This is a genomic window from Nonomuraea rosea (assembly GCF_039539705.1).
Taxonomy (GTDB): domain Bacteria; phylum Actinomycetota; class Actinomycetes; order Streptosporangiales; family Streptosporangiaceae; genus Nonomuraea; species Nonomuraea rosea.
In genome coordinates this window covers 96,063-118,703 of record NZ_BAABDQ010000009.1, presented here as the reverse complement: position 1 = coordinate 118,703, position 22,641 = coordinate 96,063, and the positions used below count along the sequence as shown (strand labels likewise).

At 68.8% G+C, this 22,641-nt stretch carries 27 protein-coding genes and 1 tRNA gene; 23 read left to right on the top strand and 5 right to left on the bottom strand.

What is annotated here, in order from left to right; genetic code table 11:
- Positions 1 to 23 precede the first annotated feature (23 nt).
- From ABEA43_RS22440 to ABEA43_RS22390, 12 genes are all read left to right on the top strand, one after another.
- A complete protein-coding gene (locus ABEA43_RS22440) occupies positions 24 to 164 on the top strand; it encodes a hypothetical protein (RefSeq protein ID WP_345564527.1) in 141 nt (46 codons plus the stop codon).
- On the top strand, positions 161 to 1,345 hold the full coding sequence (locus tag ABEA43_RS22435) for an FtsK/SpoIIIE domain-containing protein (RefSeq protein ID WP_345564525.1): 1,185 nt from the start codon (positions 161 to 163) through the stop codon (positions 1,343 to 1,345). The genes ABEA43_RS22440 and ABEA43_RS22435 overlap by 4 nt, the downstream gene beginning before the upstream one ends.
- A gap of 283 nt (positions 1,346 to 1,628) precedes the next feature.
- Positions 1,629 to 2,366, top strand: a complete 738-nt coding sequence (locus ABEA43_RS22430) for a DUF2637 domain-containing protein (protein WP_345564524.1) — start codon at positions 1,629 to 1,631, stop codon at positions 2,364 to 2,366.
- A gap of 44 nt (positions 2,367 to 2,410) precedes the next feature.
- A complete protein-coding gene (locus ABEA43_RS22425; protein WP_345564523.1) occupies positions 2,411 to 2,566 on the top strand; it encodes a hypothetical protein in 156 nt (51 codons plus the stop codon).
- A 107-nt stretch (positions 2,567 to 2,673) separates the two neighbouring features.
- Complete coding sequence (locus ABEA43_RS22420) at positions 2,674 to 3,006, top strand: hypothetical protein (protein ID WP_345564522.1); 333 nt, start codon at positions 2,674 to 2,676, stop codon at positions 3,004 to 3,006.
- Positions 3,006 to 3,170 carry a hypothetical protein gene (locus tag ABEA43_RS22415; protein WP_345564521.1) on the top strand — a complete coding sequence of 55 codons (165 nt, stop codon included), beginning with the start codon at positions 3,006 to 3,008 and terminating at the stop codon, positions 3,168 to 3,170. The genes ABEA43_RS22420 and ABEA43_RS22415 overlap by 1 nt, the downstream gene beginning before the upstream one ends.
- A 1,017-nt stretch (positions 3,171 to 4,187) precedes the next feature.
- A complete protein-coding gene (locus ABEA43_RS22410; protein WP_345564519.1) occupies positions 4,188 to 4,316 on the top strand; it encodes a hypothetical protein in 129 nt (42 codons plus the stop codon).
- Between the two features lie 1,133 nt (positions 4,317 to 5,449).
- Positions 5,450 to 5,686, top strand: coding sequence for a hypothetical protein (locus ABEA43_RS22405; protein WP_345564517.1), 237 nt, complete (start codon positions 5,450 to 5,452; stop codon positions 5,684 to 5,686).
- Entirely contained in the window at positions 5,683 to 5,820 is a 138-nt protein-coding gene (locus ABEA43_RS22400) for a hypothetical protein (RefSeq protein ID WP_345564516.1), read from the top strand. Before ABEA43_RS22405 ends, ABEA43_RS22400 begins: the two co-directional genes overlap by 4 nt.
- Positions 5,817 to 7,202 (top strand): replication initiator, encoded by a 1,386-nt coding sequence (locus tag ABEA43_RS22395; RefSeq protein ID WP_345564514.1) that lies wholly within the window; start codon positions 5,817 to 5,819, stop codon positions 7,200 to 7,202. The genes ABEA43_RS22400 and ABEA43_RS22395 overlap by 4 nt, the downstream gene beginning before the upstream one ends.
- The gene (locus ABEA43_RS68200) at positions 7,199 to 7,432 is read left to right on the top strand and encodes a helix-turn-helix transcriptional regulator (RefSeq protein ID WP_425570334.1); all 234 of its coding nucleotides are present in this window, start codon (positions 7,199 to 7,201) and stop codon (positions 7,430 to 7,432) included. The genes ABEA43_RS22395 and ABEA43_RS68200 overlap by 4 nt, the downstream gene beginning before the upstream one ends.
- 93 nt (positions 7,433 to 7,525) lie before the next feature.
- Positions 7,526 to 8,665: a tyrosine-type recombinase/integrase gene (locus ABEA43_RS22390; RefSeq protein ID WP_345564512.1), complete on the top strand. Its 1,140-nt coding sequence runs from the start codon at positions 7,526 to 7,528 to the stop codon at positions 8,663 to 8,665.
- Positions 8,666 to 8,734: 69 nt separating this feature from the next.
- Here ABEA43_RS22390 and ABEA43_RS22385 read toward each other — a convergent pair.
- Positions 8,735 to 8,808, bottom strand: a tRNA-Pro gene (locus tag ABEA43_RS22385).
- An 87-nt stretch (positions 8,809 to 8,895) separates the two neighbouring features.
- Between ABEA43_RS22385 and ABEA43_RS22380 the strand changes: the two genes are divergently transcribed.
- The 4 genes from ABEA43_RS22380 (at position 8,896) to ABEA43_RS22365 (ending at position 11,006) form a co-directional block, all read left to right on the top strand.
- A complete protein-coding gene (locus ABEA43_RS22380) occupies positions 8,896 to 9,327 on the top strand; it encodes a hypothetical protein (RefSeq protein ID WP_345564511.1) in 432 nt (143 codons plus the stop codon).
- Between the two features lie 69 nt (positions 9,328 to 9,396).
- A complete protein-coding gene (locus tag ABEA43_RS22375) occupies positions 9,397 to 9,942 on the top strand; it encodes a hypothetical protein (protein ID WP_345564509.1) in 546 nt (181 codons plus the stop codon).
- 5 nt (positions 9,943 to 9,947) lie between these two features.
- Positions 9,948 to 10,799 carry a hypothetical protein gene (locus tag ABEA43_RS22370; protein ID WP_345564506.1) on the top strand — a complete coding sequence of 284 codons (852 nt, stop codon included), beginning with the start codon at positions 9,948 to 9,950 and terminating at the stop codon, positions 10,797 to 10,799.
- Positions 10,800 to 10,805: 6 nt separating this feature from the next.
- Positions 10,806 to 11,006: a hypothetical protein gene (locus ABEA43_RS22365; protein WP_345564504.1), complete on the top strand. Its 201-nt coding sequence runs from the start codon at positions 10,806 to 10,808 to the stop codon at positions 11,004 to 11,006.
- 73 nt (positions 11,007 to 11,079) lie between these two features.
- On the opposite strand, the gene ABEA43_RS22360 is transcribed toward ABEA43_RS22365, so the two are convergent.
- Both ABEA43_RS22360 and ABEA43_RS22355 read right to left on the bottom strand, forming a co-directional pair.
- Complete coding sequence (locus ABEA43_RS22360) at positions 11,080 to 11,493, bottom strand: ATP-binding protein (RefSeq protein ID WP_345564503.1); 414 nt, start codon at positions 11,491 to 11,493, stop codon at positions 11,080 to 11,082.
- A gap of 15 nt (positions 11,494 to 11,508) precedes the next feature.
- On the bottom strand, positions 11,509 to 12,279 hold the full coding sequence (locus ABEA43_RS22355; RefSeq protein ID WP_345564501.1) for a SigB/SigF/SigG family RNA polymerase sigma factor: 771 nt from the start codon (positions 12,277 to 12,279) through the stop codon (positions 11,509 to 11,511).
- A 176-nt stretch (positions 12,280 to 12,455) separates the two neighbouring features.
- Between ABEA43_RS22355 and ABEA43_RS22350 the strand changes: the two genes are divergently transcribed.
- The gene (locus ABEA43_RS22350) at positions 12,456 to 12,812 is read left to right on the top strand and encodes an STAS domain-containing protein (RefSeq protein WP_345564873.1); all 357 of its coding nucleotides are present in this window, start codon (positions 12,456 to 12,458) and stop codon (positions 12,810 to 12,812) included.
- 33 nt (positions 12,813 to 12,845) lie between these two features.
- Here the strand turns inward: ABEA43_RS22350 and ABEA43_RS22345 are convergent, their stop codons facing one another.
- Positions 12,846 to 13,562, bottom strand: a complete 717-nt coding sequence (locus ABEA43_RS22345; RefSeq protein WP_345564500.1) for an ANTAR domain-containing protein — start codon at positions 13,560 to 13,562, stop codon at positions 12,846 to 12,848.
- Between the two features lie 58 nt (positions 13,563 to 13,620).
- Between ABEA43_RS22345 and ABEA43_RS22340 the strand changes: the two genes are divergently transcribed.
- The 4 genes from ABEA43_RS22340 (at position 13,621) to ABEA43_RS22325 (ending at position 18,959) form a co-directional block, all read left to right on the top strand.
- Entirely contained in the window at positions 13,621 to 15,450 is a 1,830-nt protein-coding gene (locus ABEA43_RS22340) for a SpoIIE family protein phosphatase (protein WP_345564499.1), read from the top strand.
- Positions 15,451 to 15,556: 106 nt separating this feature from the next.
- Positions 15,557 to 16,660 (top strand): glycosyltransferase, encoded by a 1,104-nt coding sequence (locus ABEA43_RS22335; RefSeq protein WP_345564497.1) that lies wholly within the window; start codon positions 15,557 to 15,559, stop codon positions 16,658 to 16,660.
- A gap of 109 nt (positions 16,661 to 16,769) precedes the next feature.
- Positions 16,770 to 18,197 carry an AAA family ATPase gene (locus tag ABEA43_RS22330; RefSeq protein ID WP_345564495.1) on the top strand — a complete coding sequence of 476 codons (1,428 nt, stop codon included), beginning with the start codon at positions 16,770 to 16,772 and terminating at the stop codon, positions 18,195 to 18,197.
- Between the two features lie 30 nt (positions 18,198 to 18,227).
- Positions 18,228 to 18,959, top strand: a complete 732-nt coding sequence (locus tag ABEA43_RS22325) for a glycoside hydrolase family 16 protein (RefSeq protein ID WP_345564493.1) — start codon at positions 18,228 to 18,230, stop codon at positions 18,957 to 18,959.
- On the opposite strand, the gene ABEA43_RS22320 is transcribed toward ABEA43_RS22325, so the two are convergent.
- Entirely contained in the window at positions 18,944 to 20,011 is a 1,068-nt protein-coding gene (locus ABEA43_RS22320; RefSeq protein WP_345564491.1) for a PucR family transcriptional regulator, read from the bottom strand. The two genes, ABEA43_RS22325 and ABEA43_RS22320, sit on opposite strands and share 16 nt — an antisense overlap.
- A gap of 76 nt (positions 20,012 to 20,087) precedes the next feature.
- Between ABEA43_RS22320 and ABEA43_RS22315 the strand changes: the two genes are divergently transcribed.
- Together ABEA43_RS22315 and pruA are read left to right on the top strand one after the other, a co-directional pair.
- Entirely contained in the window at positions 20,088 to 21,005 is a 918-nt protein-coding gene (locus tag ABEA43_RS22315) for a proline dehydrogenase family protein (RefSeq protein WP_345564489.1), read from the top strand.
- Positions 21,006 to 22,631 carry an L-glutamate gamma-semialdehyde dehydrogenase gene (gene pruA, locus ABEA43_RS22310; RefSeq protein WP_345564488.1) on the top strand — a complete coding sequence of 542 codons (1,626 nt, stop codon included), beginning with the start codon at positions 21,006 to 21,008 and terminating at the stop codon, positions 22,629 to 22,631. It abuts the gene before it with no gap.
- Positions 22,632 to 22,641: the final 10 nt, after the last annotated feature.

Below are 22,641 nucleotides of genomic sequence, written 5' to 3'. Positions count from 1 at the left end.
AGGCCATGGCGGGTGAAGGTGGGATGTCGCTGGCCGAGATGCGTGAGGTGCTCGACTCGCTGACCGAGAAGGAGCGGCAGTACGTGCTGGCGTACTTCTCGGGCCAGAACGCGGCGGAGTTCCGCAAGGCGGTGGAGCGGGCCAGGAAGGTGGTGCGGTCATGACGATGATGATGATGAAGCAGCGCCGCAAGCTGCATCGGGTGCAGGTGGAGAAGGCGCCGCGGCTGGGCCTGATCCGGCCGACTGCGCTGGGGTTCCAGCTCACCGCGTACCTGCACGATGGGCAGACGCCCGAGGACTACGAAGAGGTGCTGGATCAGCTGGCGCATGCGTGGCGGGTGCACAGTGTGCGGCTGGTGTCGTGGAAGCCGGGCCGGGTGACGCTGGCGGCGACGCTGGTCGATCCGCTGGACACCGTCGCCGGGCTTCAGGTGATGTCGGATGGTCTGCTGCGGGTGCAGGTGGGGCTGCTGGATAACGGCAGCCGGTACGTCATCGATTTCAAGGTGGTGCCGCACTGGTTGAACGTGGGCGCGACCCAGTCGGGTAAGTCGAACCTGGCCAACGCCTTGATTGTGGGGCTGGCGCCGCAGCCGGTGGCGCTGGTGGGCTTCGATCTGAAGGGCGGGGTGGAGTTCACCCCGTACCAGGCCAGGCTGTCGGCGCTGGCCACCGAGCGGGCGGAGTGCGCCGGGCTGCTGGCGGATCTGGTGGGCATCATCAGGGCCCGGATGGCGCTGTGCCGACAGTACCGGGTCAAGAACATCTGGCATCCCCGCATGCCGGAGGCGGTCCGGCCGATGCCGATTGTGGTGCTGGTCGATGAGATGGCCGAGCTGTTTTTGATGGCCGATCCGGACCACGAGAAGGAAGAGGTGGCCGCGGTCGCCACCCGTCTGTTGCGGGTCGCGCAGCTGGGCCGGGCGTTCGGCATCTACCTGTTCGTGTGCGGGCAGCGGGTGGGCTCGGACCTGGGCAAGGGCGTGACTGCGCTGCGGGCGCAGCTGACCGGCCGGATCTGCCACATGGTCAACGACGATGAGACGGCCAAGATGTGCCTGGGCGATATGGACCGGCGCGCGGTGGCGGCTGCTCGGCAGATCTCATCGGACCGGCCGGGTACGGCTGTGGTGATCGGCTCCGATAGCCGTTGGCATCATGCCCGGTCGGTGCATGTGCTGGAGGAGCAGGCCGAAACCGCCGCCGAACAGTTCGCGGAGCTGGCTCCTTCCTGGGCGCTGCTGACGGGCGGCCCTGCCCTGCCGCTGGCGGGCGCGGGTGAGCTGGATGCGGCGGAGGTCGAGGAGTTCACCGAACCCGATCTTGAGGACGTGCCCGTCTAGCGCGCCTCGCAACGACGTTCCCGGGCTGGGTGTGAGCCCTGATCACGCCATGTCCCTACCTGATGCATGCCTGATGGGAGGTGATCTCCATGACTGCTGGTCGGCAGCAGAGCGTGGCTAAGTCTCGGGAGGCCAGAGCGGCAAAGGCGGCTGAGCAGCTGGAGGACTATCTATGGCTGCGCGAGCAAGGCGAAGGTAAGGAGCACGCTGCCGCTCGCGTCGGCGTGAGCTACCGGCAGGCGCAGCGCTGGGAGGCAGTGCGCCGCCAGCAGGGAGCGGGCTCGTGAAGGGGCGGGCTCGCGCCCTGGTGGCGGATTCGGGGCCGGTGACGGTGCTGGCGGTGATCGCCGCTGTGGGGTCGTTCGATCACATCAGTCATCTGGCCGCCACGTACGGCCAGCACGGCTGGCGCTCCTGGGCGGTGGCGGTCTGTATCGACCTGGTGTGTGTGATGGCCGCGCGGGAGATCCAGCGTGACAAGCGCACCGGGCGCCGTCGTCATGGCCTGCTGTCGTGGCCGTCGCTGGTGCTGACGGGCGGGATCGTGCTGACGCTGGCCGCCAACCTGGCCGAAGCGCCACGCACGAGCTGGGGATGGATCCTTGCGGCCACTCCGGCGGGTGCGTTCCTGATCGCCATGTCGATGATCGAACGCCGTGCCGGCCACTCCACGGCTGCGCCTGCCGAGCAGGCGAGCCCGCGGTGCGAAGAGCCGACCCTACCGGCGAGCGAGGCTCACGCCGTCACGCATGTCGACATCGACCGCCTCGGCCAGGCGCCGGACCTGGTGCCGGAAGCGAGTACGCCTGCGCTGGAGCAGGCAACGCGCCCACCTGCTGAGAGCCGGGAGGACGGGCAACCGTCTCCGCCGCCTGTCTTGCTGGCCTACGCGCGTCGTCTGGCCGGTGAGCACCGCTCCGCGCATGGCCGACCGATCACGGCCGATGTGTTGCGCATGCGCATGAACGTCACTCCGGAGCTGGCCGCCGTCCTGGCCCGGCACGCGGATTCACACGAGTAAATCGTCCGATAAAGAACGAAAGCCAAGGAGAAAGGGCAACTGAAATGACCGGAAGAAAAGGCGTCTCGACTCTTAAGAAGTATTTCGATGTGAAGCCGGGACAGAAACTGGCCGAGTTCGCCGACGAAACCCGGCGGCTCACCGATAAGGACTTCGACGAGATCAGGGGCGGCATCGAGAACGGCACCTACACCTACTAGATCGCGGCCAGGTGAGGACTGACCTTGCATCCGGCCGCCCATCGCTTCCCCGGTGGGCGGCTCATGGAAAGCCAGTCATCCCCGTCCGGACGAAAGGACACCAGATCATGATGACCACAGATGCGACGGTCCGCTGCGAGTTCATCGCGGGCTTGCGCGCTCTGGCGCAGTTCCTGGCCGACAACCCCAAGGTGCCGGTGCCCAGCTACGGCCGGGCGATCCTGCTCCACGCTCGGGGCACCAGCGACGATGAGCGGCGCGCGGTGGTGGATCAGATGGCCGACTTGTTCGGCTCGGCGGCCAGTGGTGACAGCCACTACAAGACGGTGCGCGAGTTCGGGCCGGTCAGCTACGAGGTGCTGGCCATCACCGAGCAGCACAGGCAGGACTACCAGGCGCTGATGAGCTACGCCGGCGCGGTGAGCGGTGGTGAGTGCTGATGCGCTTTCGCCGCCTGCTCGGTTACGCGGGAATCGCGTTCGTCGCCTTCTACCTGTTCAAGATGCCTGAGGCTGCCGCTGCGTCGGTCAATGGCGTCTTCGATCGCATCCTGGGCGGCGCCGACAGCCTGGCCGTCTTCTTCTCCGCGGTCCTGGGCCCCTGAGGACCCGGAGGACAGGCCGCCCTGCTCTCTACCGCATCACGACGGGTGATCGCCCGTACGTCAACGCAGTCACGAACCGAGCAAAGGAGATGTCGTCATGGCCCGAGGTGGACAGTGCCGCACCTGCCGCGGCTTCGGCAAGATCGGCGAAATGAAATCGTCGTTCAAGAAAGGCCGCCTGATCGTGATCGAGGTTCGCCGTGCATGCTTCACGTGCGACGGCCAGGGACGGTTGTAATGGCCGGCCGCTCGACTGCGCCGTCGTTGGCGCAGGCGTGCCAGACGTGCGAGGGCCGCAAACTCCTCCAGCGCACGGAGACCAGAAAACGCTGGTTCATCACGTGGAAAGTACAGCGTTTCTGGCTGTGCCGTACCTGCGATGGAATCGGCACAACAGGAAGTTCAGTGCCAGCACATCAGGAGGTGGAAAACATGGCAGGCAAACACCGCAAGGGTCCCCTGGACAAGAAGGCATGCACGTGGTGCGCCGGGCGGGGCGGCTTTCAAGTCAAGGCCGTCTATCTCCGGTGCGGTCGCTGCAACGGCAGCGGCAAACGATAAAAGTCTCGGCAAGCAAGACGCCGTAGGCCAGAAGAGGAAGGTGAGGTGATAAATCGTGGGGCTGTTTAGTAACCGTGTTGTCGCTCCGTTGGGATGTTCCAAGTGCGGTGGCGACGGTCGCATCGAACACAGGGTGTGGAAGATGGGCAAAGGCTACTCCTTCGAAGGGCGGATCTGCCGCACGTGCGGCGGAAGCGGGCTTCTCAAGTGCAGGTGAGTGACTTTGCATCCGGCCGTCCACCCGAGCGGAGGACGGCTCATGGAAAGCCACATCACGAGAAAAGAAGGGAAGGGGATCAGATGACGAAAAACCGGCGCTTCGTCCCGTTGTCGTCGTATGCCTGTTGCACCTGCAATGGCACCGGCATCGACTCCGAAAGCCGGACGTGCCGAGACTGCACCGGCACCGGCATCGACAACCACACCGACTAAAGGCAGAAAGGGAAGAAGCAGGCCATGGATTATGACAAGCGCGTGGCCGAACTGAGAAAGCAGGGCTACAGCCTGACGCAGGCCAACCGGCAGGCATACCACGAGGCCATGGCAGCTCTCCACGCCAGAGAGGAAGCCTTGTGCGACGACTAAGAACCTCCTCCGCTAGCGGCGCAGTCGGCACGACGACAAAAATGCGCCGGTGCTCGATATGCCGCGGCTGGCTGTATGTCCGGTCTGGCTCATGCCCCAAATGCGACCGATAGAGAGCCGTAGGAAGGAAAGTCGGCATGCCTCTTCCCGACAAGGTGACATGCACTGACTGCCGCGGTGAAACAAACTTCGGCCGCTATCGCGTGCTGTTCAAGAGCCGTAATGGCGCTCAGGTGGGCTGCCCCACTTGCGAGTACTCGTTTTGGGTCAGCTTCGCATAATCATCGGCCATCGCGAGAAAGGAGCCAGGAAATATGGTGAGGCGATCTCAGGTAGAGAAGATCAAGACGGCCGTACGCGAGCTTGATACGGCTCTGAAAACAGGCAATCGGACACAACAAGAGCGCTGTTACGCCGTCCTGGAAGCGGTTCAGCGCAACTCATCTAACGCCGAGATCAACGCCGCCATCGACTTTTAGCAGGGGTGCGCGCCCACGGAACGGCTCAGCTTGGCCGCTCTCGCCGTCCCGCAGGGCGCGCAACTCCTTCACCTGGTCATCAAGCAAAGGAGATTCCAGTATGAAGCACAATCAGCCCGCCAGCATGCCCTGCACGCGATGCGGCGGCTCGGGCAGGTCCCGCGGCACGCGTGAGGTCCGGCAGTGCCCCCGCTGTCACGGCAGCGGTCGCCTGGGAATCGAGGACGTTCGCGCGGGAGAGGTGGCCGGGCTGTGAACGCGCCGACGCCTCCACCGTTGGCACCGAACACGCCTGGCACGTGGCCGTGCCGAACCTGCCACACCGTCAACTACAACACGGCGTTGTTCTGCCGTGGGTGCGGCCGATGAGTGCCGGCACCGCCGTGCCGCGCTGTGGCCGGTGTTGCGGTGAGGGCTGGATTCCGTGTTCGGTCTGGGATCCGGCAAATTGCCGCGGCTGGCGACGCTGCGGTGACTGCCGTGGCACGGGAACGTCGGAGGCTACCGGGTGATTGCGCGGCCGGGTCGAGCCACGTGCCGGGCGTGCGCTGGTGAGGGCGATCTGGCGAGCCCGCTGACGTGGGATGAGGACGGCTACCGCTGCTACCCGACCTGCGACATATGCCAGGGCACCGGGCAGGTGGAGGCCGGGCGGTGAGCCGCTACCGGGTGCAGGTCACCGAAGTCTACGCCGATGGCGCTGATCAGCCGTGGAGCGTGGCTCGGCAGGTCACCGACGCGGTAGGCGCCGCCTGTCACCACCCGATCGAGGTTCACGCCAACGGCACCCGCCGTCAGATCGCCTGCGGTGAGCGCTTGCCCGCTGACCAGCAGTGCGACGCCTGCCGCACCCACGTGCACGTCGTCAAGGTAAGGAGGGTTACCGGATGAAAATGTACGACCCGTGCGAAGAGTGCGACGGCTTCGGCGTGCTCCTCCTGACGAGGTACGACGTCCTCGGCCAGGCGACGCAGAACGAGATCGTCTGCAACGCCTGCGCGGGTACGGGAGTCGGCGGGCAGTGAACGCCCCGGCGCCTCTCGCCGAGCTGGTCGGGCCGGTCATCCGTGATCTGGCCCGCCGCTCGGGTACCGATCTGTCGCGCTGGCTGGAACAAGTACACCGCCTCAACGGCTGCGCCGAGCCGATCCGGCTGAGCGGGGAAACCCTCACTCTCGATGCCGCCTCGGGCGAAGTCCTGTCCAGCTACAGCACCGACCGTGAACCGCACGGCCAGCTTCTCATCCGCTGCGGCAACCGCCGCGCCTCCCGCTGCCCCTCCTGCGCCGAGCTGTACCGGCGTGACACCTTCCACCTGATCCGTGCCGGGCTGCTCGGCGGCGAGAAGGGCGTGCCGGCCACCGTGCGCACCCACCCGCGCGTGTTCGCCACCCTGACCGCTCCGTCTTTCGGGGCGGTGCATCGCGGCCCTGACAAGGACGGCGTCCGCCGCGTCTGCCACCCGCGCCGCAACGGCCCTGCCTGCTTCGAACGCCACAAGAGCGACGATTCCCGGCTCGGTCAACCCCTCGACCCTGACAGGTACGACTACGTTGGGCATGTGCTGTGGAACGCCCACGCAGGCGAGCTGTGGCGCCGCTTCACCATCAACCTGCGCCGCCACCTGGCCGCCACCGCAGGCCTGACCCACAGAGCGTTCAACAGGGCCGTACGCGTCTCCTTCGCCAAGGTCGCCGAATACCAAGCCCGCGGCGTTGTCCACTTCCACGCCGTAATCCGCTTGGACGGCCGGACAGAGGATGCGGCCGACGTGGTCGATCCGCCCGCGTGGGCCACCCTCGACCTGCTCGACGGGGCGATCCGCTCGGCCGCCGCCGCCGTCCACCTGACCGCGCCAGATCTGGGCCAGGCCACCCAAGCGTTCGTGTGGGGCGGCCAGGTCGATGTCAAGGCCATCCACGCCGGGGAGATGGACCGGCAGCTGTCAGAGCAGGCCGTAGCCGCCTACGTGGCCAAATACGCCACCAAGAGCGCCGAAACCTCCGGCACCCTCGATCGCCGCATCCAACCGCACGACCTCTCCCGCCTGCACGAACAGGGCGCCAGCATGCACGCGGCCCGGCTGATCCGCACCGCCTGGGCGCTCGGCAACCCGAACACGCATCCCGACCTGCAAGAACTCCGGCTGCGCAAGTGGGCTCACATGCTCGGCTTCCGCGGCCACTTCTCCACCCGATCCCGCGCCTACTCCACCACCCTCGGCGCCATCCGAGACGAACGAGCCGACTACCGGCGCGCCCAGCTCCTCGACGCCCATCCCGAGCTGGCGGCGGAATCCACGCTCGTGCTCGCGCACTGGAGCTTCGCCGGCCAGGGCTACACGGCGGGCGAATCCATGCTCGCCGCGGCCACATCGCCGACCTCTCCGAAGGAGGGAATTCCATGATCTCAACGTCAACTGTTTCGGGGCCTGATCTGCTGCGAGCCGGGTGGTACACCACCGAAGAGCTTGCAGTGCTCGTGAAGGTGGATCCTTCAACGTTGCGGCGCTGGCGCACGCAGGAGCCCGTCCAAGGCCCACCGTTCGTACGCTTGTCAGAACGGACGACGCTTTACAGCGTCGATGACGTACGGATGTGGCTGGAGAGCCGCCGTACGGCTCCGGAGGGCCCCTGAGCGGTGGCCGACAAGCAACTCCCCCCAGTGGGAGTGTCGCTGTCGTCAGATGTCGAGTACCGCCCGGACAGGCGCACCCCGTACCGGGCACGGGTGCGCTGGATCGACCCGTCGATCCAGAAACGGCGCTCCACGTCAGTGGCGGTCGAGACGGAAGAGCAGGCGCGGGAATGGCTGGATGCCATGGAGACAGCCGCACGTAGCGGTGTCTCCCCCGATCTTTTGACGGCGCCGCTGGAAGAGTACGGCCACAGGGTGATGGCGCTTGCGCTGCGCGGTCTGGAGCGCAAGACGTTCGATCCGTACTTGGCGGGGTGGCGCAAGCGGGTGCTGCCGACGCTGGGGCACCTACCCGTCCGGATCATCACCTATGGGCTGGTGGACCGCGCGGTGCATGGCTGGATCGCTGATGACTGCAGCCGGTCCACGATCAAGAACAGTCTGGCTGTGCTTGTTCGAGTGATGGAGCAGGCCGTACGAGACGGCATCATCGACCGCAATCCGGCGCGGGTGAGCGGGTGGCAGCACGAATTTCAGCGTGCTGAAGACGAGCTGGACGATCCGCGCTCGCTGGCGCTGCCGACCTGGGAAGCGCTGGTTGCTCTGGCCGCGAGGCTGGTGGAGCGGTCAACGGGCCGGTATCGGGGCTGGGGCGACGTGGTGATTTTCGCGGGCTGTACCGCGGCCAGAATCGGTGAGGTGTCCGGCGTCCGTGTCGAGGACATCGACCTGAACACGTGGCTGTGGACGGTGCGCCGCCAGACCACGGCCGGGCCAGGCGGACTGATCGACAAGGGCACGAAAGGCAAGCGAGCCCGGACGGTCCCGCTGATCGGTGAGGTACGAGAGCTGGTCGCCCGTCGCGTCGCCGCGGCGGGTGGTGAGGCCAAGGCGCGGCTGTTCACGGGGCCGAGGGGCGGACGGATCAGCACGGCCGTACTGCGCGATGCGACACACTGGGATGAGGTCGTGACCGAGCTGGGATACGAGCACTTCCGCCGTCACGACCTGCGGCATACCGGACTGACCTGGATGGCTGACGCCGGCGTGCCGCTGCATGTCCTACGGAAGATCGCCGGGCATGGATCGCTGACGACGACGCAGCGCTACCTGCATCCGGACCTGCGCGCGGTCACCGACGCCGGTACGGCGCTGAGTGCGCATCTGCGTGCTCCAGTGCCCGGGCGGTCCCCAAGTGGTCCCCAGCTCCGGTTGATCAAGGGCGGCGGATGATCGACCGCTGGAAACGAGGAAAGCCCGTCACCTTGGAGAACACTCCAATTGACGGGCTTTGCCCAACCGTCGGGACGACAGGATTTGAACCTGCGACCCCTTGACCCCCAGTCAAGTGCGCTACCAAGCTGCGCTACGTCCCGGTCGTGTCGGCCGCCCCCTGCGGGGCGGGACGTCATAACCTTAGCGCACATCGGAGGTGCGCGTGCACGCGGAGAGCGGGAGCGGAGGTGGCTGTGGGGCGTAGGCCGACCATTGATCGCAAGGAGCTCGCCAGGCTGGTCACCGCGGGTATGAGCGTGCAGGAGCTGGCCGCTCACTTCGGCGTCAGCGAGTCGGGGGTGCTGCAGGCCAAGCGGGCCGCCGGGCTGGCCAAGCCGATGCTCGACCACAGCGGCGCCGTCCCCTGGAAGCTCACTCGCGCGCACGCCCAGTCCGGGCCGGCCACCAATCTGCGCAACCTGTCGGCCGCCGCTCAGGGGAAGCCGCCGGCGGCCGAGCGGCTCAACACCGCGATGCGGTGGGCGCAGCGGCTGGTCGACGCGGGGCTGGACGTGCGGTACGACGCCGCGGAGGGGTTCAGCGAGATCCCCGCTCCCCCAGAGGGCTCACACGTCGCAAACGTGCTGGCAGCGGCCAGGAAAGGGCTGGAAGCTTACTGACGCCCGGGTTTCGACCTACCTGTTCGAGGGCAGTCGCTGGTCTCAACACAGAGACCGGAGGCGAACATCATGACCACCTTCATCTGGGTGGCCGTCGTCGTGGTCGCGGTGGTGGCGCTGGCCGCAGTGGCTTACCTCATGCAGCAGCAGAAGCGCCGCAACCACCTCCGCGAACGTTTCGGCCCCGAGTACGAACGCATAGTCGCCGAGCACGACAACCGGCGAGAGGCGGAGCAGGAGCTCGCCGGTCGCGAACAGCGGCATTCCGAGCTCGACATCCGTCCCCTGACGGACGAGTCGCGTGACACCTATGCGAGCCGGTGGACCGAAGTGCAGGAGCGCTTCGTAGACGCACCAGGGTTCGCGGTGACCGAGGCCGACCAGCTGGTCACGGCGGTCATGGCCGAGCGGGGTTACCCGACGGAGGACTTCGAGCAGCGGCTGTCCGACCTTTCTGTGGGGCATTCGTCGACTCTCGACCACTACAGGACGGCGCACGAGATCAGCGGGCGGGCGGCCAGGAAGGAAGCCTCCACGGAGGAGCTCCGGCAGGCCATGGTGCACTACCGCGCGCTGTTCGAAGAGCTGCTGCACGAGACCACGCAGGGACGGTGAACGATATGAGTAGCGACGAGCTGAAAGTGCCGTCGCAGCGGGCCGATCACGTCGAGGAGGAGGACGAGAGGGGCAGGACGCCGGACCAGGAAGGCGACGAGTTCCCGCGCAGCGATCTCGCCGCGCATGAGCGCGACGACCGTACGCCCGGCGACACACCCGGCGACACAACCGGTGACACACCTGGTGACACACCTGGCCACACGCCCGGCGACGACGGGTCCCCCGTTGACGACCGGGAAGCCGGTTACCACGACTCCCTCGCCGACGACGAGTTCGCCCGCAGCGAGCGGCCCACCGAGGTTCTCGACGGCGAGGTCTCCCCTGGCGAGCGCGAGCGGTCCGCGGAAGATCTTCCGCAGCGGCAGGGCAACGACGACGAGTACGTGGCCGCCGTCCCCGGCGCCGTCGCGGCCACCGCGGACGACGACGCCCCCTACCGAGACCCCTACGCCAGGACCGGCGGCGACATGCTCGCCGACTCCCGCCCCGACCCCGCCCACACTCCCGCCGCGGCCGACGAGGTGCCGGCGCACGCCGCGCCCCAGGACATCTTCCTGTTCGACCAGGACCCGGCCGAGGTGCAGGGCCGCTGGCGCGAGCTGCAGGCCTCGTTCGTGGACGACCCCAGCGAGTCCGTCCAGCGGGCCGACGGGCTCGTGAGCGAGGTGGTGGAATCCCTCACCAGCACGCTGACCAGCCGTACGAGCGCCCTGCGCGACCGCTGGAAGGACGCGGAGACCTCCGACACCGAAGAGCTGCGCCTGGCTCTGCGCGACTACAGGAGCGTCCTGGAGCGCCTGCTCGCCCTGTCCAGTAAATCCCCCCATCAGTTCAACCATGAAGGATCGAGGTGACCTGACATGCTCGCAATCGTCGCAGCGATCATCTTCGGGCTGGGTTTCCTGCTCGACCTGGTAGGCGTGCGCATCCCCGGCGGATTCTCCGGCATGACGTTCGCGCTGCTGGGGCTGACCCTGCTGGCCCTGCACCAGGCGGGGGTCGGCACGGCCAGCATCCGTTCCGGCTACAGCAATTGGCGTGGCGGTCGTGCCCGGCGCTGAAATCCGCGCCGGGAGCGAGGCACGTCAAGAGAGGGAGGTCGCCGCGGCGGCCTCCCTCTTCACTTGCTGGAGGTCACTCCTTGCCGGGGAAGCGCATGATCACTGTGCTGCCGCCGCTGCCGACGCGCAGCGTCAGGTCGGAGGAGAGCAGCCGGGCCACCCACAGGCCCATCCCGCCGACCGCGCCCGGCCTCGGGCCGGGCTTCCAGGCGCCCTCGTCGTGGACCTCGACGATCAGATCCCCGTTCACCACCCAGGTACGCAGGACCGCCTGGCCGGCCCCGTGCGTGACGGCGTTGGTGGCCACCTCGTTGACCGCGATGACGAAGTCGCCGACGGCCTCGTCCGGCATGCCGGCGTCGCGGGCCCCGTCCTCGGCGAACTGCCGGACCTCAGGCAGGTCCGGCAGACGGAACGCGAGCCTCTTCACGGGCGCGCCGGGTGGCGGGCTCGTGTAGCCCGACTGAGGCTCAACGTCCTCGTTCACCCGACGACCGCCTTATCAGCCGACCAGCTCGGTGCGTAGCTGGTCGAGAACTTTGCGAAGGATACGCGAGACGTGCATCTGCGAGATGCCGAACTCTGCGGCGATCTCGGCCTGTGTCATGTTGCCGAAGAAACGCAGCAACAGGATGTGCTTCTCGCGGGAGGGCAGCGCGTCGATGAGCGGTTTGACGGCTTCCCTGTCGACCATGTTGCTCAGCGTGTCGTCGTCCTCGGGGATGACGTCGCCGAGCGAGGCGGCGTCGTCGTCCGTGCCGAGCGGCGCGTCGAGCGACAGCGTGCTGTACGCGGCGGAGGCGTCGAGCGTGAGCAGGACGTCCTCCTCGGTGATGTTCATCTTGGCGGCGAGCTCGGCCACCGTCGGGGACCTGCCGAGGTCCTGGCTGAGATCGGCGACGAGCCTGTTGAGCTCCGAGCGGCGCTCCTGGTAGAGGCGCGGCACCCGGATCGCCCAGGTGCGGTCGCGGAAGTGGCGCTTGACCTCGCCGGTCATGGTGACGACCGCATAGCCTCTGAACGCGTGGCCGAGGGTCGGGTCGAAGCCGTTGACGGCCTTCATCAGGCCAACATACGCGGCTTGGAGGAGATCTTCCAAAGGTTCGCCGCGATAGCGGTAGCGCCTGGCGATCTCCATCGCGAGCGGCCGGTGCATCTCCACGATGCGTTCGCGCAGCCGCTCCCTCTGGCTGTCCGGAGTCTCTTCCCTGACCATTTCGGCCAGGAGGTCTTCTGCGGTCATCTCCTCGAGGACGTATTCCTGCACAGCCATCGCTGCTCCTCATATGGATCGCAGGTGGCCCGGCCAAAAGCAGAAAAGCCCAGGCAGAGGCACACCTCGCTCTACACTCGAGACGAAAGCCCTCTGCTGGACTTCGGATCCAGTGTCCCCCATGACGCCAGAAGTATTCCTCTCTGGCGCGGTGACAGTAGGGTTGCCCCGTGACAATGCCGGAAAACGGCGACGGGCCCGCAGCGGCCCTGAGCCTCACGTCGTCGAGCGTGGACGAGATCACTGTGATCAAGGTCGACGGCGTGCTCGACGCCACGACCCGCGAGCAGTTCGCCGACTATCTGGCGATGGCGGGCAGCAACCTCATCCTGGACCTGGCCGGGGTGACGTTCATGGACTCGCGCGCGCTCGGGCTGATCGTCCACCACTGGCAGACGAGTCTGGCGTCGGGCGCCAAGTTCGCCCTGATCGGAGTCGAATACTCGAAGTCGAAGGTGATGTGGATCACCGGGCTGGCCCAGCGCCTGCCCCTTTACGACACCCTCGACGACGCCCTGGCCGCCATAAAATAAGCCCCCGCCGGCCAACGAACCCCCACTGGGAGGTCAGCGCTTCGACTTGCGCTGGTGCTCCTCCACCAGCAGCCTGGCCAGGTCCGCCACCTTGACCTGATGGTGCTGGGAGATCCTGCGCAGCTCCTCGAAGGCCGCCTCCGCGCTGCATCCGCTGGTCTGCATGATGATGCCCTTGGCCTGGTCGATCACCGACCGGCCGGCGAGGGCCTCCTGGAGCTGGGCGGCGTCGGTGCGTACTTCCTCGAACTCCCACATGTTCGACATGGCCACGCCGACCTGCTCGGTCAGCATGTCGGCGAGCGAGTGGGCGCCGTGCGGCGAGAAGGCTCCAGGACGTACGGAGTAGAGGCCGACGAGCAGCGTGGCGGGCGCCACCTCGATCGGGACGACGAGCGCGGAGCGTACGCCCCATCGGCTGGCCAGCGCGTCGTAGCGGGGCCAGCGGCCCTCGGACAGCACGTCGGCCACGGCGACCCGGCCGCCGCTCTGCCTGGCCTCGATGGACGGGCCCTCGCCCAGGTCGCGTTCGCCTTCGACGAGCATGATGAGCTCGCTGTGCGAGCCGGAGACCAGCACCCGCTGGTCGCGCCAGTGTTCCGCCGAGGCTCCCGAGCAGCCGGGCACGCCCGCGGCCAGTGCCGTGGTCAGCCCGCGCAGTACGCTTTCCGTCGAAGTGTCCTCGCCCAACCGGCCCAGCACGGCCAGGTCACGGGCGAGACCGGGGGTGATCATCGCGGTCGATTCCATAGCAACAAGCTTCTACCCCATATGGCTACCAATATCCCGAGTGGCGTAGCGTCAGTACATGACCATGCCGGACCTCGAACATGCGCTGGACGCGCTGGCCGGGCGCGTGTCCTCGTTGCGTGAAGCGAGGACCGCCTATCCCGCCGACCTGGCGCCCACCCTCGACGCGGCGCTCGCCGAGCTCGACACCGCCGCGGAACTGCTGGCCGAAGCCCGTACGGAGCTCCGCAAGGCGCCCAAGCGGACGAGCGGGAAGAAGGACGGCGCGCAGCGGGAGCTCAAGCTCCTGCGCCAGGTCTTCAGGGCCTTCCCCGTGCCGGTCATCGTGATCGACGGCGGCGGCGTCGTCCGGCGGATCAACCCCGAGACCTCGCGGATGCTCGGCAGCCCGGACGGCTACCTGGTCGGCCGGTCGTTCCCGCTGCTGGTGGACGTGTCGCGGCGGGCGGCGTTCCGCTCGCATCTGACGTCGGTGCTGCAGACCGGCCAGTCGTCGGCGTTCGAGACGCGGCTGGCGCACCAGGGCAGGACGCACACGGTGCAGGTGGCGCTGACCAGGCTGACGATGCCGGGCGAGCCGCAGCAGATGCTGGCGGCGGTGGCGCTGCCCACCGAGGTGCAGCTGGCCGAGCCCGGCGTGCGGCCGGAGCAGAGCGACGGCGGGCTGCTGCTGGCCTCGGCCAGGCGGCAGGATCTGCTGGTCAAGATGGCCACGCTGCTGCTCGACGAAGAGGCGCTGCTGCGCCCCGTGGCGCTGCCGAGGGCCACCCGGATGCTGGCGGCCGAGTGGGCGGACTGGGTGATCGCCGACCTCGTACGCGACGGGCTGCCGTACCGCTCCGTCGTCGTGGGCCCCAAGGACCAGCCGATCGGCGAGATCGTCCGCCGGATCGAGACCACCGACCCGGCCGGCAGCCAGATCGTGACGCAGGTGCTGGAGCGCGGCTCCGGCGTGGTGCAGGAGATGGTCGACGACGAGACGCTGCTCGGGTTCTGCTCGGACGGGCCGCTGCTGACCGCGATGGGGGCCGGGTCGCTGCTCAGCGTGCCGATCGGCCCGTCGGACGGCGTGCTGACGCTCGTGCGGGCGCACGACAAGCCGCCGTTCGCGCTGGCGGACCTGGCCGTCATGCAGGAGGTGGGGCTGCAGCTCGGCCTCGCGGTACGCGCCCAGAGCAGCTTCCAGATCCGTTCGCGGGCGGCGGACGCGCTGTCGGCCAGCGTCGCCCCGCGCAACCTGCCCGACATCCCCGGCTACGAGGCGGCCGCCTTCTACCATCCGGGATCGTCGGTGGGCGCGGAGTTCTACGACGTCTTCCCCGTCTCCGGCGGGTGGGGGTTCGTGCTCGGCGGCGCGGCGGGCAAGGGCGAGGAGGCGGCCTCGGTCAGCGCGATGGTGCGCGGCGGCCTGCGGGTGCTGAGCGTCTGGGAGTCCGACCCCGACCTGGTGATGCGCAAGGTGAACGAGGCCCTGGTCGCGCAGGGCACGGGGATGTTCGTGATGGCGGTGGCGGGGTTCGTGCGGGGCCGGACGATCAAGCTGTCGTCCGCCGGGCATCACCCCGCCGCGCTGCTGCAGTCGGACGGCAGCGTGCGCTTCGCCACCGGCGGCGGCGTGCCGCTGGGCATCGGCCCCGAGCTGGAGACCGGGGTGGAGACGCTGACGGTCGCCCCAGGGGAGACGCTGGTGCTCTATTCGGAGGGCCTGACCTCCTCCAGGAACGAGCGCGGCGAGCCTTACGGCGACGAACGGCTGGCCGACGTCCTCGGCCGGTGCGTGGGCCAGGCGCCGGCCACCGTGGTCAAGACGGTGGAGGCGGACCGGCACTCCTTCTCCGACGGCCAGGTGTGGGACGAGGTCGTGGTTTTCGCTCTCCGTGGTGTCTGATCTGCGGGGGTTTGCGATTGCGGCAAATCTGGGTATGGTCGGTACGTAGACACGACGTGCCTAAGACGCAGGCACACCTTGAAGGCTTTCCACGCTGAGGTGTGCCATGAATATCGCAATCGTCGCTTCCGCCGGGGGAAATCAGCGCCACCGAATCCTCTCCGTCGCACGAGAGCTGGGGCGCGAGCACCACGTCACCATTTACTCCCGTCGTGACAGCTCCGAGGGCAAGCCCAAGACGCGGGTGGCCCCGGGTGTCACGCTCGAGCACATCGACGTGGGGCCGGCCAAGGCGCTTGCCGCCGACGAAGTAGTGCCGTTCCTCAATGATGTCGGCCAGCACCTGATGCAACGGTGGAACCAGGACAGGCCCGACGTGATCCACGCCCATTCGTGGACCTCCGGGCTCGCCGCCGTGGCGGGCGCGAAGGGGCTGAGCGTGCCGGTCACGCAGACGTTCCACACCACGGACGCCACCCACATGAAGCTGGAGCGGGCGCTCGGCCGCCGCGCCAACGCGGTGATCGCGGGCTCGGGCGACGAGGAGTCGGCGCTGATCCGGCTCGGCGTCCCGCGCGGCAACATCGCCATCGTCCCCTACGGCGTCGACACCGAGCGCTTCCAGCGCCGCGGCGCCATCGCCACCAAGGGCACACGCAAGCGGCTGGTGCACGTCGGGCCGCTGACCACAGACCGCGGCGCGCACACCATCGTGCGGGCGCTGCAGGGGCTCGGCGACGTCGAGCTCATCATCGCGGGCGGGCCCGAGCCCGAGGACCTCGACCGCGACAGGGACGCTCGCCGCCTGCGTGCCCTGGCCGAACAGCTCGGCGTCTCCGACCGGGTGACGCTCCTGGGCCAGGTGAAGCGGGCAGCGGTGCCCAAGCTGATGCGCAGCGCCGACGCCGTGGTGTCGGTGCCGCGCGAGGCCGTGACGGGGATCGTCGCGCTGGAGGCCATGGCCTGCGGCGTGCCGGTGATCGCCTCGTCCGTGGGCGCGCACCTCGACTCCATCATCGACGGCGTCACCGGCCTGCTGGTGCCGCCCGACCGTCCGGCGCGTACCGCTCGGCTGGCCCGCGAACTGCTGTGGGACCCGACCCTGCGGACGGCGCTCGGCTACGCGGGAGCCGACAGGGCGCGTTCGCGCTACTCGTGGGAGCGTGTCAGCCAAGAGCTCGTACGGGTCTACGAGGCGGCCTGCGCCTGACCCGCGAGCAACACTCCGGCAGGTGGCTTGTGCCACCTGCCGGAGTCATGTCCGGGAACGCCCGGAAATGTCCGCGCACTTCCGGCGGCCGTGTGCCAGGGTGGCCCGCATGGAGATCGATGACGCACGATCGCTGGCACACGCGCTCCAGAAGCTGGTCCACGAGGCGTACAACCTGATCGACGAGTCCAGGCCGATCCCCGTCCTGGTGTCGCGGGTGACCGGTCATCTGTCCTGCGAGCTGAAGAGCGTCGTCTGCGTCACCCAGAGCTTCAGGAACTGGGAGCTCGCCAGCCTTCATCAGGGGGTGGGCGCGTACCTGGAGGCGCGCGGCGGCGCGGACTGGTTCGGCGTGTCGGGGCAGGGCCGCGAGCACAACGACACGATCGACATCCTGACCACGGCCGGCCGGGTCGAGCAGTACGACATCGGCGCCGTCGACTACGCCACCGTGTCGGTGGGCCCCGACGAGACGATGGAGGTCGTGTCGTTCGGCCTCGCCCTGACGACGGCGCCGGACGGCGCGCCCGTCGTGATCGGCTTGCGCGGCCCCGCAGAGGAGTACGGCAGGGAGGGCTGCCGGGTGGAGGTGATCGCGACCTCGCGCGAGAGCGCCACCGCCGCCAGGGAGGAGATCGAGCGGCTGATGCGGCTGAAGGACGCGCTGCGCGGCCAGATCCTCACCTTCGGCGTCTCGGAGCACCGGGGCAACAGCCTGGTGACGTTCCTGCCGCGCCCGTCGCTCGGCCCCGCCGAGGTGATCCTGCCCGAAGGGGTGCTGGAGACGGTCGAGCGGCACGTGGCCGGCATCGGCGAGCACGCCGAAGCGCTGCTGGCCCGCGGCCAGCACCTCAAGCGCGGGCTGCTGCTGCACGGCCCGCCCGGGACCGGCAAGACGCACACGGTCCGCTACCTGATGGGCCGCATGCCGGGGGTGACGGTCCTGGTCATGGCCGGTACGGCGATGCGGTTCATCTCCGAGGCGGCGGCCCTGGCCAGGCGGCTGCAGCCGGCCATCGTGGTCGTGGAGGACGTGGACCTGGTGGCGCACGACCGCCGCTTCTCCGACGAGGGCAGCCCGCTGCTGTTCACCCTGTTCGACGCCATGGACGGGATCGGGGCGGACGCCGACGTCACGTTCGTGCTCACCACGAACAGGGCCGAGGTGCTGGAGGAGGCCCTGGCGAACCGTCCTGGCCGGGTGGACCTGGCCGTGGAGGTGCCGAGGCCGGACGCGCGCTGCCGGCTGGCGCTCCTTCGCCTGTACGGCGCCGCGTCGGTCGCCGAGTCCGACCTGGAGCCGCTGGTGGCCAGGACGGACGGGATGACCGCGTCGTTCTTCAAGGAACTGCTGCGCCGGGCGGTGCTGGTGTCCCTGCGGGAGGGCCCCACTGGGACGACGCCGTCCGCGGCGCACCTGTCGGCCGCCCTGGAGGAGATGCTGCGCGGCCACGAGGCGCTGACCCGCTCGCTGCTCGGCGCTCCACGGCCGGCGCTGCGCCATGCTCATGAGACGAATGGGGCGGATGGGCTGTAACCACGGCAAATCTTTGCTTCGATGGTCGGCATGTCCCAACGTAGTTCGATCGTGGCGGCGGCGATGCTCATGGGCGTCGCCGCCCTCCCCCAGACCGCACACGCGCAGACGACCATACAGAAGGCCGGCTGGGGCGCCCCCGTCCTGGTGGAGAACTTCAACGGCTCCTCGATCAACACGAACAGGTGGATGATCTACCACTCGCCCCGGGCGGAGCGTAATCCCCGTACCGGGAAGGCGGCGTCGGTCGCGAACGGCGTGCTGCGCCTCAAGGGCGGCATGTACGGCGGCAAGGACCTGTCCGGCGGCGTGGCCACCCGGCTCGCCCAGCAGTACGGCAGGTGGGAGGTCAGGCTCAAGGCCGAGGCGGGCGCCGGCTACACGCCCGTGGCGCTGCTCTGGCCGACCTCGCAGGGCGAGGAAGGCGGCTACTCCGAGGTCGACTTCGCCGAGATCGTCGATCCCGCGCGGAAGGGCGGCGGCATCTTCGTGCACAGCGGGCAGGGCAGGGCCCGGCGGGTGCTGCGGGCCGACTTCACGCAATGGCACACGGTGGCGGTGGACTGGCTCCCCGGGCGGCTGACGTTCTGGCTGGACGGCAGGAAGGTGTGGGACTACCGCGGCGCGCACGTCCCCGACGCGGGGAAGATGGGCCTGGCGCTGCAGAACGACGTGGTGTGCGAGCCGCGCTGCCGCGACTCCGGGACGCCGCGCACGGTGTCGATGTACGTCGACTGGGTGAAGGTCTATCGGCCTTCCTGAGCCCGCAATCTGGCCGCCTTGAGCCCCAGGTGGACGGCCAGCCGGTCGTCGCCGTCCGACAGGTCCCTGTGCGTGAGGCGCTCGGCCTTGCCCAGCCGGTAGTAGAGCGTCTGGCGGTGGATGCCGAGCTCGGCGGCGCTCTTCTGGGCGTGGCCGCCGCGGTCGAGGTAGACCTCCACGGTCTGGGCCAGCTCGGCGTCCAGCGCCTCGGTCTCGGCGGCCAGCTCGCGCAGGTCCTGCTGGCTGAGCCTGGCCAGCAGGCGATGCACGCCCAGGTCCTCCCACCGGGCGATGGGCGCGTGCCGGGGGAAGTGCTCGGCGATGCGCAGCGCCTGCCGGGCCTCACGCCAGCTCTGCCAGGCGTCGGCGGGGTCGGACCTGGGCCCGCCGATGCCGGCCGCGGTGCCGTACGCGCTCTGGAGGGTCTGGGCCACCTCGCCCGCGAGGTGGGCGGGGGCGAGCAGGGCGACGGGTGAGCCCGTACGGGCCAGGACGCCGCGCGGGAGCGTCCAGAGCGTGGCCACCCGCTCGTCGGACTCGCGCACGGCGACCGCCGCGACCGGGCCCGGCAGGTCGATGGGGGCCTCCGCGCGCTCCTCCGGGTCGGGCGAGAACAGCGCGAGCAGCCCGCGCCCGGCGTCCTGCCTGCTCCTGGCCTCCTGGGCGAGCGCGGCGGCCGCCCTGGCGACGAGCGGGGCGGCGGCACGCAGCGCCGCGTCGGTGAACTCGCCGGAGTCGAGCAGCCAGAGGTAGCCGTAGGTGACGTCGGCGTGCCGCAGCGGCCAGCAGATCCTGGCCAGCACCTTCAGCTCGGCGTCCTCGGGGATCCGGACCGGGCCCGCGGCCCTGGCGATGCCGTAGCGTTCGAAGTAGTCGCGCACCTCGCCCGTGGCCCGCCTGCGCAGGATCGACTCCTGGCGGACGGTGTCGATGTCGCCGTGCTGCGCTCCATACGCCAGCAGGCGGAACGAGCGGTCCTCCAGCGTCGCGGAGGCGCCCAGCCGGGCGGCGATCTCGTCGACGATCTCTTGCAGGTCTGCGGTGTTGTGCATTTGTATGACAGCCTGCCACACCCGGCGTTACGCGCGTCGATGGCCCCCTCTGAGCTGCGGTTTCTAAACTGGAGCCATGCTCGGTCAACTGCTGCTCGCCGCGTCCAGGAGCGGTCTCGTACGCCGCTCCGTCTCAGGCTTCCCGCTCACCAGGAACGTGGTGCAGCGGTTCGTCGCGGGCGAAAGCGTTCAGGAGGCCCGCGACGCGATCGAACGGCTGCGCGACGCGAACCTCGCCGTGACCGTCGACCACCTCGGCGAGGAGACGCGCGACGCGCGGGCCGCCGAGGACACCGCGAACGCCTATCTCACGCTGCTGGAGGCGCTCAGGCCGCTGCAGCTCGGGCGGGGCGGGGAGGTCTCGGTGAAGCTGTCGGCCGTCGGGCAGCGGCTCGACGACGCGATGGCGCTCGAGCACGCCCGCGAGATCTGCGCCGCCGCGGCGGTCAACGGCTCCACCGTGACGCTCGACATGGAGGACCACACCACCGTCGACTCCACGCTGTCGATCCTGCGCAAGCTGCGCGAGGACTACCCGGCGACGGGGGTGGCGGTCCAGGCGTACCTGTTCCGCAGCGAGGAGGACTGCCGCGACCTGTCGGCGGAGGGCTCCAGGGTGCGCCTGGTCAAGGGCGCCTACCGCGAGTCCGCCACGGTCGCGCACCAGGGCAAGGGTGAGGTGGACAAGGCGTACGTGCGATGCCTGCGGATCCTCATGGCGGGGAAGGGGTACCCCATGGTGGCGACGCACGACGACCGCATGATCTCCATCACGGAGCTGCTCGCCGACCGGTTCGGACGCAGGATCGGCGACCACGAGTTCCAGATGCTCTACGGAATCAGGACCGACCGGCAGGAGGCCCTGGCCGGGGCCGGTCACACGGTCCGCGTCTACGTCCCCTACGGCGACGACTGGTACGGCTACTTCATGCGCCGCCTCGCGGAGCGCCCGGCCAACGTCGCCTTCTTCCTTCGTGCCCTTGGGGGTAAGTAAATGGATGCCATCAGCAACGTCCCCGTTCCCGCGAACGAGCACGTTTTCGGCTACGCGCCGGGCAGCTCCGAGCGGGCCGCGCTGGAGAACCGCATCAAGGAGCTGGCCGGGTCGTCCATCGACCTGACCATGACCATCGGCGGCGAGCAGCGGCTCGGCGGCGGCTCCCCCATCGACGTGGTCCAGCCGCACAACCACGCCTCCGTCCTGGGCCGTACCAACGACGCTACGGCCCAGGACGTGCAGGACGCCGTCGCCGGTGCGCTGCGGGCGGCTCCCGCCTGGCGGGCGCTGTCGTTCGACGAGCGGGCTGCGATCTTCCTGAAGGCGGCGGACCTGCTGTCGGGGCCGTGGCGGGCGACGCTGAACGCGGCGACCGTGCTGGGGCAGTCGAAGTCGGCGCAGCAGGCGGAGATCGACGCCGCCTGCGAGCTGATCGACTTCCTGCGCTTCAACGTGGCCTACGCCCGTCAGCTGTACGCCGACCAGCCGGTCTCGTCGCCGGGCGTGTGGAACAGGATGGAGTATCGGCCGCTCGAAGGGTTCGTGCTGGCGATCACGCCGTTCAACTTCACCGCCATTGCCGGAAATTTGCCGACTTCTGCCGCTTTGATGGGGAATGTCGTCGTCTGGAAGCCGTCGCCCACCCAGCAGTTCGCCGCGCACTTCACGATGCGGCTCCTGGAGGCGGCGGGGCTGCCGCCGGGCGTGATCAACATGGTCACCGGCAACGGGCAGGCGATCTCCGAGGTCGCGCTCTCCCACCCGGCGCTGGCCGGCATCCACTTCACCGGCTCGACCGCGACGTTCCAGCACCTGTGGGCGGCCGTCGGCTCGAACATCTCCTCCTACCACGGCTACCCGCGCATCGTCGGCGAGACCGGCGGCAAGGACTTCGTGCTGGCGCACCCGTCCGCCGACCCGGGCGTGCTCACGACGGCGCTGATCAGGGGCGCATTCGAGTACCAGGGGCAGAAGTGCTCGGCCGCCTCCAGGGCGTATGTGCCGCGCTCGGTCTGGAACCGCATGCGTGACGACTTCGTCTCTGTGGCCGAGTCGCTGACCGTGGGGGACGTGGCGGGCGACCTGTCGGCGTTCATGGGCGCGGTGATCGACGAGCGCGCCTTCGCCAAGCACAAGGAGGCCATCGACCGGGCGCGGGCGGCCTCGAACATCGACGTGCTGACCGGCTCGTACGACGACTCGACCGGATATTTCGTGAAGCCGACGATCCTCGAATGCGCCGACCCTGCCGACGAGATCTTCGTCAAGGAGTACTTCGGGCCGATCCTCGGCGTGCACGTCTACGAGGACCGCGACTTCGACTCGGTGCTCGACCAGATGGAGGGCATCGCCCCGTACGCGCTGACCGGGTCGATCATCGCCCAGGACCGCTACGCGATCGCCTCGGCGTCGGAGCGGCTGCGCTTCGCGGCCGGCAACTTCTACGTCAACGACAAGCCGACCGGCGCGGTCGTGGGCCAGCAGCCGTTCGGCGGCGCCCGCGCCTCCGGGACGAACGACAAGGCCGGCTCGATCTTCAACCTGATCCGCTGGGTGAACGCCCGCACGATCAAGGAGACGTTCGTGCCGCCCACCGACCACCGTTACCCGCACATGGGCTGATCACCGCCCA